Source organism: Neisseria yangbaofengii, from assembly GCF_014898075.1.
Classification (GTDB): domain Bacteria; phylum Pseudomonadota; class Gammaproteobacteria; order Burkholderiales; family Neisseriaceae; genus Neisseria; species Neisseria yangbaofengii.
In genome coordinates, this window is sequence record NZ_CP062976.1 from 953,169 (window position 1) to 968,153 (window position 14,985).

Consider the following 14,985-nt stretch of genomic DNA (forward strand, 5'->3'; position numbering starts at 1 on the left):
ATTCTTTTTAATGCGGAAACACGATAAAATAACCGCCTTTGTAGTTGAATCGGATATTAAGGTTTCCCCTATGTTGTGGACGGTGTTGATTTTCCTTCTGTTATGCGCCATCGGCGGATTGTTGTGGTTCCATTACCAGCAAGACCGACAATGGCGGCAGGAGCTTGGCCGCATGGAAAACGGTGAAGGAGGTGATTTGGCCGGATTGGCGCAATACTTCCAAAATCCCGAAGAAGAGCGGATGGCAAACAAATTCGGCCATCAAGCCAAAGCTGCTTACGGCAGAACAGTCGCCCGCCTGCGCCTGTTGGCTGCGCAACGCCATACTGCGAAATCAGCAGAGAATGAGCAGAAAGAATTAGATTATATTGATGATTCCTCTGCTTTTTCGGAGCAGTCTTACCATGAGGCCGACTTGGCGCAAACGGCAGAGGAAGCCGAATCCCGGAGAGAGTTTCAGCAACATACCTGTCAAAAAGCCAATCAACCTGTACAGCCGTTGGAGGAAGCGCGAGAGTTTACCCGTCCGGCGCGTGCTTCCAAACGCTTGTCTGCCGTGCCTGATCCGGTGATTGTGCCGTTTGAGAAAACCGATATTCCCGAATATGTGCCGCATAAAGTGCAGGGGGCGGTCTTCGAAGAAATCACCTTGGAAGATGCCACACGCTCGTTAAGCGAAGCCGTGTCGCAGGAAATGTCGGAACAAAAAAACATTAAAAAACAGGTGTTCTCGGAAAAACAACCGGTTCGGACGGCCTCTTCCCGGCCGTCACGCCGTCCGCGCCAAGATTTGGAAGTGATTGATTTGGATGACCCGGCTTTGCGCCGCACACGCGAGCGCGTGTTGGCGCAAGTGGAAGAAATCCACATCAATCCGGCGCAAAAACCACGTATTGAATCCGCACAAAATGCCTTGCGCACAGTGGAGCGCGAAACCATTCCGGTAAAAGACATTCCGAGCCGTTGGGATGAAATCGATGTGGAAAAAATTCATTCAAATTTGGCGCGCCAAACCGCCGCCCGCAGCCGCTTGGCCGCTGCTGTGGCGCCGATTCAAGATTATCAGCCGGCCATTATTCAAGATGCCGAAATTTTAGCGAACCTGTCACAAGGCACTTCTCCACTGAACCGCCGCGTGCAGCCGATTCGCCGCATCGACACCCGCACGCGTGAAAGCGTGATTCCTGATTCGGTGGTGGTTGAGAAAAGCAGCGCAGTGGTGCAGCCTGCCAAACCGATGCCGAAAGCATCGCGCTTCCAAAATAACGAAGCCTTTATTTCACGCCCGCCTGCGCCGAATGCAACCGTGATCGAGCCGCCTGCTGTACCGAAAGTCGAGCCGGTACCGGTGAATATTCCCGAGCCGCCTGCTTTCAAAGAGCCGCCTGCCGCGAGCTTGCCGGAAGTATCGGTGAATGCGCACGTGAGCAATCGCCCGTTACGTTCGCTGCAAGACTTTTTAATCAGTGAAACCGAAGAAATCATCACTGAGCCGAAACCTACCGTTCAGACGGCCTTGGATGAGGCAACGGTATCCGTGTTTGAGCAACGGGCGCATTCGGTTGGAAATGATTATATGCCGTCCGGATACTTGCATGAAGCAGCCGATTCGCATGAAAGCGATGAACAACAGCCGTCTTTAGACGATCAACGGCCTGAACAAAATGATGAAGTGGCAGCGCCCGTATCGACTGAGGCGAATCATGTCATCAACCAACCGACGTCTGCAGTTCATCACTCATTGACCATGCCGTCTGAAATGAATTTGCCGAGCGTGGATTTATTGTTGCCGCCGCAATTTGACCCGACGGCGATGCAAACCGAAGAAGCCTTGATTGAAAACGGCATCATCATTGAAGACAAACTGGCCGAATTTAAAGTCAAGGTCAAGGTAGTGGATTCTTATTCAGGGCCGGTGATTACACGTTACGAAATTGAGCCTGATGTCGGTGTGCGTGGCAGTGCGGTGATTAATCTGGAAAAAGACTTGGCACGCTCTTTGGGCGTGGCTTCTATCCGCGTGGTTGAAACCATTCCGGGCAAAACCTGCATGGGCTTGGAATTGCCGAACCCGAGCCGCCAAATGATACGCTTAAGCGAAATTTTCAATTCGCCGGTGTTTACCGGATCCGAATCCAAATTGACTTTGGCTTTGGGGCAAGACATTACCGGTGAGCCGGTAGTCACCGATTTGGCTAAAGCACCGCATTTGCTGGTGGCCGGCACCACCGGTTCGGGTAAGTCGGTGGGCGTGAACGCGATGATTTTGTCGATGCTCTTTAAAGCATCGCCGGAAGACGTACGCATGATTATGATTGACCCGAAAATGCTGGAATTGAGTATTTACGAAGGCATTCCGCATCTGCTTGCGCCTGTGGTGACCGACATGAAGCTGGCTGCCAATGCACTCAATTGGTGCGTCAATGAAATGGAGAAACGCTACCGCCTGATGAGTCATGCCGGTGTACGAAATTTGGCCGGTTTCAACCAAAAAATCGCCGAAGCCGCCGCACGCGGCGAAAAAATCGTCAATCCGTTTACGCTCACGCCGGATAATCCGGAATATTTGGAAAAGCTGCCGTTTATCGTGGTAGTAGTGGATGAGTTTGCCGATTTGATGATGACGGCCGGTAAGAAAATCGAAGAATTGATTGCCCGTTTGGCGCAAAAAGCCCGCGCAGCCGGTATCCATTTGATTTTGGCTACCCAACGTCCGAGTGTGGACGTGATTACCGGCTTGATTAAAGCCAATATCCCGACCCGCATCGCGTTTCAGGTTTCCAGCAAAATCGACAGCCGCACCATTCTCGACCAAATGGGCGCAGAAAACTTGTTGGGGCAAGGCGATATGCTGTATCTGCCGCCCGGAACCAGCTATCCGCAGCGTGTTCACGGAGCATTTGCTTCCGATGGCGAAGTGCACCGCGTGGTGGAATACCTGAAACAATTCGGTGAACCGGATTATATAGAAGAAATTTTGAGCGGCGGCATGACCGAAGATTTACCCGGCACGGGCAACCGCAGCGACAGCGACCAAGACCCGATGTATGATGAAGCCATCGCTTATGTGGTGAAAACGCGCAAAGCCAGTATTTCCGGCGTACAGCGCCAATTGCGCATCGGATACAACCGCGCCGCGCGTTTGGTGGAGCAAATGGAAGCCGACGGTATTGTGTCATCGGCAGAAGCCAACGGCAACCGGACGGTATTAATCCCGGGCAGCAGCCATTTGGATTAAGGTTTAGATTCAATCGGGGCCGTCTGAAAGTATTTGGTTTAAATATAGTGGATTCACTATATTTTCAGACGGCCTTGTTGTATGAGGTAAAACCTTGGCGGAACTTAATGTGAGCCAAGAAAATTATGTTTGTCATTCCCGCAAAGGCGGGCATACAGAATTTCAAATTACTGTGATATTTCAATAATATTCCTGACGCCGATAGGTCTGGATTCCTGCCTGCGCGGGAATGACGGCTTTAAAGGTTTTTGAAAATTTACGGCTTTTATAAAAGCCTCGGGTAATTTTTAAAGCAGCTTTGAAATCAAAATGCCGTCTGAAAAGCTTCAGACGGCATTTTGATAAGAATAGAAACCTTACTGCACACCATTTTGCTTGGCTTCCAAGCGTTCCCACAATTCCAGTTTATTCAACAACAGCATTTCAATTTCTTCCGCACGCGCTTGCAATGCGCCGGCTTTTTCGTAATCTTTGAAAATTTCCGGATCGGAAAGTTGCGTGTTGAGTTCGGCTTGTTCGGCTTCCAGTGTGGCGATTTCATCGGGCAGGGCATCGAGTTCGCGTTGTTCTTTATAGGACAATTTCACCGTTCGGTTGGCTTTGGGCTTTTCTTTCACCGGCTCGGCCGCGGCTTTGGGGGCTGAGGCCGTCTGAAGGGTTTGCTCGCGCTTTTTGGCATCGAGATAGTCTTCATAACCGCCGATGTATTCTTTCAGACGGCCGTTTCCTTCAAAAACAATGCTCTGCGTAATTACATTATCGAGGAACATACGGTCGTGGCTGACCAAAAACACCGTGCCTTGATAGTCCCGCAGCAGCTCTTCCAGCAATTCCTGTGTGTCGATGTCCAAATCGTTGGTCGGTTCGTCCAAAACCAGAATATTGGCGGGTTTGGTAAACAGTTTGGCTAATAGCAGGCGGTTGCGTTCGCCGCCGGAAAGTGAGGAAACGGGGCTTTGCGCACGTGCGGGGTGGAACAGGAAATCTTCCAGATAGCTCATCACATGTTTTTTCTTACCGCCGACTTCGACAAAATCATTGCCTTGGCCGAGAGTGTAAAACACAGTGTCGTTTTTGCTGAGTGCGCTACGGAATTGGTCGAAATAGGCGACCTCCTGCTTGCTGCCAATGCGGATTCTGCCGTAGGTCGGCTGCAATTCGCCCAGAATCAGCTTGAGGAAGGTGGTTTTGCCGATGCCGTTAGGACCGATTAAGCCGATTTTGTCGCCACGCTGCAAGATGGCTGAGAATTTGTCCATGATGACTTTGTCGCCGTAGGCAAACGAGGCGTGTTCCAGTTCGGCGATGATTTTGCCGCTTTTTTCGCCGCTGGCGAGTTTGAAGTTGACCTGTCCCTGTACGCTGCGGCGTTCGGCGCGCCGACGGCGCAATTCTTCCAAACGGCGCACGCGCCCTTCATTACGCGTTCGGCGTGCTTCGATGCCTTTGCGTATCCATGCTTCTTCTTGGGCGTGGAATTTGTCAAACAGGCGGTTGTGTTCGGCTTCAACGGCCAATTCCTGATCTTTTTTCTCGCGATATTTGGAAAAGCTGCCCGGATACGAACGCAGCGTGCCGCGGTCGAGTTCGACAATGCGGGTGGCGGTATTATCCAAAAAGCGGCGGTCGTGGGTAATCACCACCAGGCTGCCTTCAAAGGCTTTGAGCAGGTTTTCCAGCCAGACGATGGCATCGATGTCCAAATGGTTGGTCGGCTCGTCCAGCAGCAATACATCGGGCTTCTGTACCCATGCTTGCGCCAAAGCCACACGCTTTTTCTGACCGCCGGAAAGGTTGCCGATTTTTTCGTCTTCCGGCAAGCCCAATTCGCTGATGGTCTGTTTGACTGCCGCGTCAAGTTTCCAGCCGTCTTGTGCTTCGATTTGCAGCTGCAATTCGTTGAGTTTTTTTAATAAACCTTCATCGCTACCGTTTTCAAGCTGATGGCTGACTTGGTGATAACGACTTAACAGACCGCGCATTTCGCCCAAACCTTCGGCCACGGTGTCGAACACGGTTGCCGCGTTATCGAAAAACGATTCTTGCGGCACATAAACGATTTTCAGGTTGTTTTGCAGAATAATCTGGCCATCGTCCAGTTTTTGCACGCCGGCAAGAATTTTTAAAAACGAAGATTTGCCTGCGCCGTTGCGGCCGATTAAGCCGATTTTTTCGCCGCTGTCGAGCTGGAAAGCAGCTTTGTCCAATAAAGCGACATGACCAACGGCGAAAGAAGCGTTTTCAACTTGCAGAATATTCATAACGATAGCGGTAAAGTAACGGAAAGGGCGTATTTTAACTGATTTTGCAGCGGTTTATAAGGTGACAGGCCGAGACCTTTGCAAAACCTCGGATTTGAGAGCAGTTCAAAGCGAGCAGCGCAGAAAGTGTAGACATATCATCTGGATAGGCAATATTTTGAGCAGTGCATAACGAAGAAATGTGCCCAAAATGAGGATTTTGTAAACTCAGGCCGTCTGAAAACAAAGTTTCAGACGGCCTCATTTTATTCCTGATAAAACTCAATCGGCAAACCATCGGGATCTTGGCAGAAGAAAAAAGCTTTGCCGGTGTATTCGTCAATTCGGATGCCTTCGCAGGCAATGCCTTTTCCGCTTAATTCGTTGCGTTTGGCAGCGGCATCGGCCACAGCAAAAGCCAAATGGCGCAGGCCGCAGGCTTCAGGGTAGCTCGGGCGTGGCGGCGGATTAGGGAAGGAAAAGAGTTCCAACACATAATGCGAACTGATGCCTAAATCCAATTTATAAGAATCACGCTCGGCGCGGTAGTGCTCGGCGAGAATGGTTAAGCCTAGGATTTCGGTGTAGAAATGCTTGCTTCGCGTGTAATCGGAGCAAATTAAGGCGACGTGGTGTAGGCGCATGGTCGGATGGTTTTCTTTTTTTAATGAGGCCGTCTGAAAAAGAAGTTTCAGACGGCCTGAGACCTTTGCAAACCCCCGGATTTGAGTGCGGTTCGAAGTTATAGCAGCACAGAAAGCGCAGACATATCACTTAGATAGGCAAGCTTTCGAGCAGCGCATAACGAAGAAATGTGCCAAAGATGGGGATTTTGCAAAGGTCTTGGCCTTTGGGTTATTTCAATAATTCAGGCGGAATGTTGCACACCGGAATCGGATTGATTTTATGTTGCATGGCTTTGTGTAAGCGCGTGTAGATTTCCAAAACTTCGCGCTTGCGTCCGCTGAAATCTTCAGGCTTATGGGTATCGTAAACGCTCATCGCCCATTCGAGTTCGGGGTAGCTCGCCCCCATTTGTTCTTCATCGGTACGTTCGGTGTCCCACAAACCGTCGGTCGGCACGGCTTGTTGAATGGTTTCGATTACATTCAGTTCTTTGGCCAACCGGTAAACTTGGGTTTTGGTCAGATCGGCAATCGGGCTGATGTCCACGCCGCCGTCGCCGTATTTGGTGAAAAAGCCGACGCCGAAATCTTCGATTTTATTGCCGGTGCCGGTGACGAGCAGACCGTGCAGTTGGCCGTAGTAATAAAGCGTGACCATACGCAGGCGGGAGCGGGCGTTGGCCAGCGCAAGCTGTTTGTTAGGGAATGCACTTTCATCGACTTCTACCGTTTCGGCAAAGGTGTTAAATGTGGGGGTTAAGTCCACACTTATGGCGGTCACGTTGGTGTAGCGTTGTTGCAAATTATCCATGTGTTCGCGTGCGCGGTTAACTTGGTCGGCTTTTTGGCGAATAGGCATTTCAATCAGCAACACGTTTAGGCCTGTTTCGGCGGCTAGCGTGGACACAACGGCAGAGTCAATGCCGCCGGATACGCCGACCACAAAGCCTTTGGCGCGTGCGCTTTCAGCATAGTTTTCCAACCAATCGACAATATGGCGGATAACAGCTTGGGTTTGCATAAATCAGCTCCTGATAGCGGGATATCAGATGATAATGCTATTTGAGGCCGTCTGAAAGCAAATCAGGCAATTTCTTGGGGATTTTTATTAAAAATAGTTATTTTGTGGCATAGAGAAAAAGTTGAAAACTGATATAATTGTCGACAATTTTACCTGATTCATGGGTAAAATCAATTAATTGACTCATTATCATTTGAGGTTGCCATGAAATTTCTAGACCGTGAGGCTACCATAGCCAAGCCGGGTTTCAATCGATGGTTGGTGCCGCCTGCGGCATTGGCCGTGCATTTGGCCATCGGCCAGATTTATGCCTATTCTGTGTTTAATGCACCGCTGACGAAGGTAATCGGCATTACCGAATCGGTAGCGGGTGATTGGAAGCTGACCGCGGTCGGCTGGATTTTCAGCATTGCCTTGGCGGTATTGGGCGCATCGGCAGCGATGTTCGGGACATGGATGGAACGTGCCGGCCCGAGAAAAGCAATATTTGTGTCGGCCTGCTGTTTCAGCTTGGGTTTTTTGGTGTCGGCAGTGGGTGTCGGCACCCACAATTTAGCTCTGCTGTATTTGGGCAACGGCGTAATTGGCGGTATCGGCTTGGGGCTGGGCTATATCGGGCCGGTTTCTACCTTGATGAAATGGTTCCCCGATAAACCGGGCATGGCCACGGGCTTGGCAATTATGGGCTTCGGTGGCGGTGCGATGGTGGCATCGCCTTTGTCGGTATGGCTGATGGGCTTATTCGGCAGCGACACTTCCGTGGGCGTGGCGCAAACTTTTGTGATGTTGGCGTTTATTTATTTTGTGTTAATGATGTTTGGTGCGTTCACCATTCGCGTGCCGGCGGCGGATTGGAAGCCTGAAGGTTATGTTGCGCCGAAAGTGAAAAATAAACTGGTCAGCAGCAATCATGTCAATGTCAACCAAGCGATGAAAACGCCGCAGTTTTGGCTGCTGTTTTGGGTGTTGTGCCTGAACATTACCGCCGGCATCGGTGTGTTGGGGCAGGCTGCGGTGATGATTCAGGAATTGTTTTCCGAAGCATCAGTAGGCAGGCAGGCGGCGATTAGTGTGGGTGCGGCTGCAGGCTTTGTCAGCTTGTTGAGTTTGTTCAATATGGGCGGGCGTTTTTTCTGGTCGAGCATTTCCGATAAAATCGGCCGCAAAAATGTCTATACCATTTTCTTTGTTCTGGGTTCGCTGTTGTATTTTGCTGTGCCGTCGATTGGCGCCGGCGGCAACAAAACCTTATTTGTGATTTGCTTTTGCGTGATTATGTCGATGTATGGCGGCGGTTTTGCGGCGATTCCGGCTTACTTGAAAGACTTGTTCGGTACTTACCAAGTCGGTGCGATTCACGGCAGGATTTTGTTGGCTTGGTCAACCGCCGCGGTGATTGGCCCGTCGTTGGTCAACTATATCCGCCAAAGCCAAATCGACAGCGGTATTCCGGCGGCGCAAGCGTATAGCATGACTATGTATATTATGGCCGGTTTGCTGTTGGTGGGTTTGTTGTGTAATTTATGCGTGAAAGCCGTGAATGAAAAGCACTATGAAACCGATATTCACAAAGCCGCTTCAAGCAGCAATCCGGATGATGAAACCGCCATTTCCGATGCCTATCTGCTTCAAGAAAACATTAAGCGCGGTGGTATTGCGGTGTGGTGGCGCTGGGCATTGGTGGGGGCTCCGTTGGTTTACGGTATTGTGATGGTGTTTGTGAAATCATTGGATTTGTTCCGCTAATTTGGTGAAAGGCCGTCTGAAATATTTCAGACGGCTTCTGTATTTGTGAGCAGAGCATAAACAATATAGTGAATCCACTTTAAAATAGTACGGCGTTGGTTCGCCTAGCCGTATTATCGATATCTGTCTCCGGCTCACCGTCTTGTCCTATTTTAAAGTGAATCCGCTATATATTCCTAAGAAAAAGAGCCACTTTAAAAGTGGCTCTTTTGTTTGCACTATGCAGTTGATTTATTGAATCGCTGCTTTTTCCTGGCGGTAGGCTTCTGCTGCTTCCCGGTCACGTTTGGTGGCTTGGCGCATCATCCAATAGTTGCCGAGGATTACCAGTGTACCGATGACGGCGATAAAGATGGTCGCCAATACGTTCATCTGCGGATCCAAGCCCAGTTTGATTTTAGAGAAAATCACTTGCGGCAAGGTTGAAGACCCCGGTCCCGACAAGAACGATGTAATCACCAAATCATCCAGCGACAAGGTAATGCCCAGCAGAAAGCCGGAAGCAATCGCAGGAGCAATCAGCGGCAGGGTAATCACGAAGAAGATTTTCAGCGGACGCGCACCTAAGTCCATCGCGGCTTCTTCCAGCGATTGATCCAATTCGATCAGGCGCGAGCGAATCACCACGGTGATGTAGGCCATACATAAAGTTGTGTGACCCAAGAAAATGGTGAAAAAGCCGCGGTCGAAGTAGAGTGCTTGCAGCCATTCGCTGTTTTGCAAAAAAAGTTGCACCTGAATGATCAGCAGCAGCATTGACAAACCGGTAATCACATCCGGCATCACCATCGGCGCGGAAACCATGCCGGCGAATAAGGTGTTGCCACGGAAACGCTTAATACGCGCCATGGCATAGCCCGCCAGCGTGCCGAGTACCACCGCGGCCAATGATGAAACTACGGCAATGCGCAGCGACAACCAAGCAGCTTCCAAAATGGTACTGTTTTGCATTAAGGCCGAATACCATTTGGTGGAAAACCCGCCCCAAACCGTTACCAGCTTAGATTCGTTGAATGAATAAATCACTAATACAAACAGTGGGATATACAAAAACGCTAATGAGATGAACAGCATCAGCTTTAAGAACCAAGATAATTTTTGTTTGTGCATTATTTCGATCCTTCTTCAATTTGACGGTTGTCGTAATGCTGATACAGCGCAATCGGAATCACCAGCAGAATCACCATCACGACGGCAACGGCAGAAGCCAGCGGCCAGTTGTTTTGGTCAAAGAATGCCTGCCACAATACTTTACCGATCATCAGGTTTTCCGACCCGCCGACCAATTCAGGAATCACAAATTCACCGACTGCCGGTACGAATACCAGCATAGAGCCTGCGATGATGCCGGTTTTCGACAACGGCAGGGTAATGGTAAAGAATGATTTAACCGGTCCGGCACCCAAGTCCGAAGCGGCTTCCAGCAGACGGCCGTCGAGTTTCACCAATTGCGTGTACAAAGGCAGAATCATAAACGGCAGGTAAGCGTAAACCATGACCAGATTGAGTGAAAACGCGTTGTAAAACAAATCCAGCGGCTGGCTGATGATACCGTTTTTCATCAAGAAGTTGTTGATGATGCCGTTGTGTCCCAGCAAGCCCATCCATGCGTAAACGCGCAGCAGGAACGATGTCCAAAACGGTAACATAATTGCCAGCAGTAAGCCGTTGCGAAGCGACGGATTGGCACGGGAAATGGCATAGGCTGTCGGGTAGCCGATGAGCAGACAGATAATCGTCGTCGTCAGCGCGGTTTTAATCGAAGACCAATAAGTCAGCAGATAAATGTTTTCACCGTTGCCGTTGCTGAACGGGTTGGACAATTGACCCAAAGTCACCCAGAAATTCTGGAAAATATCCGCATAGTTTTGGAAACTGAGCAGAATATTCAGACGGCGCAAATCTTCATCGTAAGTGGCGAGCGGTGTAAACGGCGGAATGGCGATTTCTTGCTCGGCGAAGCTGATTTTCAGCACAATCGCAAACGGGATCAGAAACAGCACCAGCAGCCACAAATACGGAATGCCGATTACCATACGCTGCCCCGGCCTGCGGAACAGCTTTTTCTTTAATTGGGTTAAATTCATCTCTGTATTCCTTGTCTATCGGAACAACGGAGTAGGTTGGTTTTCAGGCCAGCTTACGTAAACGGTTTCGTCCCAAGTCGGCGGAGTGATGTTGCGTACATACCAGTAAGGTGCCGGTACTTGGCTCTTAATCACGCGACCGTTTGGCAACTGTATGTGGTAAATGGCAAAGCTGCCCAAGTAGGCGATTTCTTTAACCGTGCCTTGCGCCCAGTTGTAATTACCCAAATGTTCCGGTTTGTCTTTGTACATATCGATGTCTTCCGGACGAATACTCACCCACAGATCCTGTTCGGCAGGGCCGCCCAAACCGTGATCGATGCGTACATGGTTTTCCAAGCCTTCGCATTGGATAATTGCGTAATCGGCATGGTCTTCCACCACAATGCCTTCGAAAATATTGGTTTCACCGATAAATTCAGCGGTAAAGCGGCTATTCGGATAGTCGTACACATCGCTCGGCGTACCGACTTGCCGTAATTGGCCGTCAGACATAATCGCCACGCGCGTGGCCATAGTCATGGCTTCTTCTTGGTCGTGCGTCACCATGATGCAGGTTACGCCCACTTGCTCGAGCGTGTTCACTAATTCCAATTGGGTTTGCTGGCGCAGTTTTTTATCGAGCGCGCCCAATGGTTCGTCAAGCAACAGGATTTTCGGGCGCTTGGCCAAGCTGCGCGCCAGCGCAATACGTTGCTGTTGGCCGCCGGAAAGTTGGTGCGGTTTGCGTTTGGCAAATTTGGTCATTTGTACCAGACGCAGCATTTCTTCGACACGTCCGTCGATTTCGCCTTTGGGCATTTTGTCTTGCTTCAAACCGAAAGCGATGTTTTGCTCGACCGTCATGTGCGGGAATAAGGCATAGCTTTGGAACATCATATTAATCGGGCGGTCATACGGTGCCAGCTTGGTAATGTCTTGGCCGTCCAGAATAATTTTGCCCTGGTTAGGGGTTTCCATGCCCGCCAGCATACGCAGAAGCGTGGATTTACCACTGCCCGAGCTGCCCAAAAGAGCGAAGATTTCGTGTTGGTAGATATCCAAGTCGATGTTATCGACAGCGTAATTGTCACCAAACTTTTTCACCAAACCTTGGATTTGCAAATAAGGTTTGGCAGAAGACGCAGTGGTTGCGGTCATAATGGCAATACTCCAAAAATTGAAACGAGTACCGGCAAAACGGATTTTCGATGGGTGATAAAAAGCTGTTTGATTGCTGGAGGGCGTTTTCAGACGGCATAAAAAAAGGCCGTCTGAAAACGCTTGCAGAGCGCACGGGCAGCGGGAAAGGGGAACAACGTTCCCAAAATTAAATAAACTGGCTGACTTGCAGACTATTTAATTTTGAAGACGTGAAAAAGATATTGATTAAGTGAACTCGGCATTATATTAGCCTAAGTGGGTTGGGGGCAATATTAAATTTTTGGTAATGGCTTATTTAAACGGATTTGCCGCGATTTAGTGGCAAAAAAGGGATAAGGTGAAAAACCGATTGATTTAATCGAATGATATTTTTCAGACGGCCTAAAGGCTGTCTGAAAGTAAAATGGATATAAGTATATATAGTGAATCCACTTTAAAATAGTACGGCGTTGGTTCGCCTGGCCGTATTATCGATACTGTCTCCGGCTCGCCGTCTTGTCCTGTTTTAAAGTGAATCCACTATATTTATTTGGCCTGAATTTTTCGCTAAGATAAACATGTGAAAACTGCCGTAACAGCATGGAGGTAAGAGATGGAGCTCAAAAAATTAGTCAAAATCAGCAATATCATCGGCCTGATTTCGATATTGTTGCTGATGTATTGGGTGTTTTCATTTGTGTTGATTGAAGTGTTCGGGTTGAAAGTTTTCCGTGAAGACATGTCTGCCATGTTCGGCTTGAGTATTTTAGGCATTTTGGCCCTGATGGCCGGTGCATTGATGTTGAATATTATGGCCAACTTAACGCGTATTGCCGAGCGTGGAAAGGAAGCAGACGTTACCAGCGGTAAGAAACTTATTTACAGCGTATTGCTGGTGTTTCCTGTGTTGGCGGCAATTTTATTCGGCGGCAATTACCTGACCCTTCAGAAAAAACAGCAGCTGTTAGAATATTCTGCGCAAAGTTTGATTCAAGATAACCGGCAACAAGTCTCATGGCTTGCCGATTATCGTTTTGTCCCCGAGCAATTTCAGACGGCCAAAGAGATTTTGACCCTATTAAATAAGCAAGACAGCTCGTTTGCTCAGGTTTCCTTAATTGTGCCCGATAAAATTAACGGCAAACCGGTATTGCTGAATTTGAGCCTTAACCAACTGGCTTCCTTAGAGGATAAAATTCAACCGGCGGGCAAAAGTAATTTTCTTTATGCCACCAATTTGGCCGAGCGCGAATACTTAAACGCTGCTTTCCGGCAACAATCTATTGCGCCGCGTTTTGATTATGCAAATGGCCATTATGTCTTGCTTCATCCTTATCAAAAAGACGGTAAAACCGTTGCGGTGTTGCGTTTAAGTGATTATCAGGCTTATGGCAAATTAGGCAGCTGAAACGTACTCATGCCGTCTGAAACCGATTTCAGACGGCATTGTTGTATTTAGAAAACGTATCTGCATTTTTTTAATAAAGAAAGTTTGGGTATTGGCGTAAATTAATATACTATAAAACTATAATAAAAGTAATTATTAGGGTTTGTATGAGTATCAAACAATGGCCGGAAGGGGAACGGCCGCGTGAAAAATTATTGGCGCGTGGCGCAGCAGCATTGAGCGATGCCGAACTGCTGGCGATTTTGCTCAGGGTCGGCACGCGCGGCATGAGCGCCGTGGATTTGGCGCGTTATCTGCTACAGCAATTCGGCAGCTTAGGCAGGCTGATGAGTGCGGATGTACGTGCATTGGCCGCGCATAAAGGCATGGGCTTGGCCAGCTTTACCCAGTTTGCCGTAGTCAAAGAAATCGGGCGGCGGATTTTAAGCGAAGATTTGCAGCAAAACATGACGCTCGATAATCCGCAAGCTGCCGGTGATTATTTGCGGCTCAACTTGGGGCATGAAAAAGTCGAAGTCAGCTTGGCTTTATTGCTCAACCGCCAAAACCAACTGATTGCCGTGCGCGAATTGTCGCGCGGTACGGTGGCGGAAAATACGGTTTATATCCGAGAAATCGTCAAACTGGCACTTGAAGAATACACCGACAGCCTGATTATTGCCCACAATCATCCGGGCGGACACGCAAGGCCGTCTGAAGCGGATATTCAGTTTACCAAAAAATTGGGGCAGGCGTTGGATCTGGTGGATATTTCACTGCTGGATCATTTTGTGGTGACCGCGCGGGAAGCTTATTCCATGCGGCAGGCCGGATTGATGGATTGAAAATGAAACAAGGCGGCCTGAGTATGTAGAACGTTTTTATAGAGGGCCTTCAGTCGGGGCAACTCCCCCCAACTTCCGTCAGTTACAAAGAAAAAAGCCTTCTAATCGTTCAGTTATTCACGCTCGCTGATTTTATCGGACAAACCCACTTCATGCGGATTCAACCGCGCGTGTTCTTCCTGCCCCAAACCGACTAATTTACGCAAACGTGTCATGTAGGCATTCACATCCAAACCGCGGCCATAACGCTGCGCTTCCCACAACGTTTCCGCCAATGCGTCCATCATTTCATGCTCGGCACGAACCCAGTCATCATGATAACGGGCGCACAATTGCGCATGTATCGCACGAATGCCCGGCGGCTGGTCGATGGCTGCTTGTTCCTGCAAAGACAAATGCAGCGACATGTGTAAAAAAGGATTGCTTTCACCATCTTCCGGCAGCCAGTTTTTGTCTAAATAATTGTCGATATCGGCTAAGTAATGTTCATATTCCGGATGGGCTTCAATGATGCGCAAAGCCTTTTGCTGCAAGCCGTCCAGTTGCAGCGGCATGAGGCGGTGTTGCCAAACATGGGCAAAGAAACGGCGCACATCTTGTGTATTGACATCATACATATCGGTTTATCCTGTTCAGACTGCCTATTGATTAAAAGGCCGTCTGAAAATAAGTA

General features: G+C 49.1%; 12 protein-coding genes. 5 read left to right on the forward strand and 7 right to left on the reverse strand.

The genetic code is table 11. From position 1 onward, the window contains the following. Positions 1 to 70: 70 nt before the first annotated feature. Positions 71 to 3,238, forward strand: a complete 3,168-nt coding sequence (locus tag H4O27_RS04575) for a DNA translocase FtsK (protein ID WP_165007853.1) — start codon at positions 71 to 73, stop codon at positions 3,236 to 3,238. 356 nt (positions 3,239 to 3,594) lie between these two features. Here the strand turns inward: H4O27_RS04575 and H4O27_RS04580 are convergent, their stop codons facing one another. From H4O27_RS04580 to nadE, 3 genes are all read right to left on the reverse strand, one after another. Then, the gene (locus H4O27_RS04580; RefSeq protein WP_165007854.1) at positions 3,595 to 5,499 is read right to left on the reverse strand and encodes an ATP-binding cassette domain-containing protein; all 1,905 of its coding nucleotides are present in this window, start codon (positions 5,497 to 5,499) and stop codon (positions 3,595 to 3,597) included. A 245-nt stretch (positions 5,500 to 5,744) separates the two neighbouring features. Continuing rightward, a complete protein-coding gene (gene gloA2, locus H4O27_RS04585) occupies positions 5,745 to 6,122 on the reverse strand; it encodes an SMU1112c/YaeR family gloxylase I-like metalloprotein (RefSeq protein WP_165007855.1) in 378 nt (125 codons plus the stop codon). Between the two features lie 211 nt (positions 6,123 to 6,333). Then, positions 6,334 to 7,125, reverse strand: a complete 792-nt coding sequence (gene nadE / locus H4O27_RS04590; RefSeq protein ID WP_165007856.1) for an NAD(+) synthase — start codon at positions 7,123 to 7,125, stop codon at positions 6,334 to 6,336. 204 nt (positions 7,126 to 7,329) lie between these two features. Between nadE and H4O27_RS04595 the strand changes: the two genes are divergently transcribed. Beyond that, positions 7,330 to 8,871 (forward strand): L-lactate MFS transporter, encoded by a 1,542-nt coding sequence (locus tag H4O27_RS04595; RefSeq protein WP_165007857.1) that lies wholly within the window; start codon positions 7,330 to 7,332, stop codon positions 8,869 to 8,871. A gap of 231 nt (positions 8,872 to 9,102) precedes the next feature. Here the strand turns inward: H4O27_RS04595 and H4O27_RS04600 are convergent, their stop codons facing one another. Genes H4O27_RS04600 through H4O27_RS04610 form a run of 3 tightly spaced genes read right to left on the reverse strand, consistent with a single transcriptional unit; the run spans position 9,103 to position 12,098 of the window. Further along, complete coding sequence (locus tag H4O27_RS04600; protein WP_165007859.1) at positions 9,103 to 9,981, reverse strand: ABC transporter permease subunit; 879 nt, start codon at positions 9,979 to 9,981, stop codon at positions 9,103 to 9,105. Continuing rightward, positions 9,981 to 10,958, reverse strand: a complete 978-nt coding sequence (locus tag H4O27_RS04605) for an ABC transporter permease subunit (protein WP_165007861.1) — start codon at positions 10,956 to 10,958, stop codon at positions 9,981 to 9,983. The genes H4O27_RS04600 and H4O27_RS04605 overlap by 1 nt, the downstream gene beginning before the upstream one ends. Positions 10,959 to 10,973: 15 nt before the next feature. Then, on the reverse strand, positions 10,974 to 12,098 hold the full coding sequence (locus H4O27_RS04610; protein ID WP_165007862.1) for an ABC transporter ATP-binding protein: 1,125 nt from the start codon (positions 12,096 to 12,098) through the stop codon (positions 10,974 to 10,976). 50 nt (positions 12,099 to 12,148) lie between these two features. Between H4O27_RS04610 and H4O27_RS13335 the strand changes: the two genes are divergently transcribed. The 3 genes from H4O27_RS13335 (at position 12,149) to radC (ending at position 14,312) form a co-directional block, all read left to right on the forward strand. Next, complete coding sequence (locus tag H4O27_RS13335) at positions 12,149 to 12,271, forward strand: hypothetical protein (protein ID WP_255525194.1); 123 nt, start codon at positions 12,149 to 12,151, stop codon at positions 12,269 to 12,271. 422 nt (positions 12,272 to 12,693) lie between these two features. Then, positions 12,694 to 13,488 (forward strand): peptidase, encoded by a 795-nt coding sequence (locus H4O27_RS04615; protein WP_165007864.1) that lies wholly within the window; start codon positions 12,694 to 12,696, stop codon positions 13,486 to 13,488. A 146-nt stretch (positions 13,489 to 13,634) separates the two neighbouring features. Continuing rightward, positions 13,635 to 14,312: a RadC family protein gene (gene radC / locus H4O27_RS04620; RefSeq protein WP_165007866.1), complete on the forward strand. Its 678-nt coding sequence runs from the start codon at positions 13,635 to 13,637 to the stop codon at positions 14,310 to 14,312. Between the two features lie 113 nt (positions 14,313 to 14,425). Here the strand turns inward: radC and H4O27_RS04625 are convergent, their stop codons facing one another. Then, on the reverse strand, positions 14,426 to 14,929 hold the full coding sequence (locus H4O27_RS04625; protein ID WP_165007868.1) for a DUF1841 family protein: 504 nt from the start codon (positions 14,927 to 14,929) through the stop codon (positions 14,426 to 14,428). Positions 14,930 to 14,985: the final 56 nt, after the last annotated feature.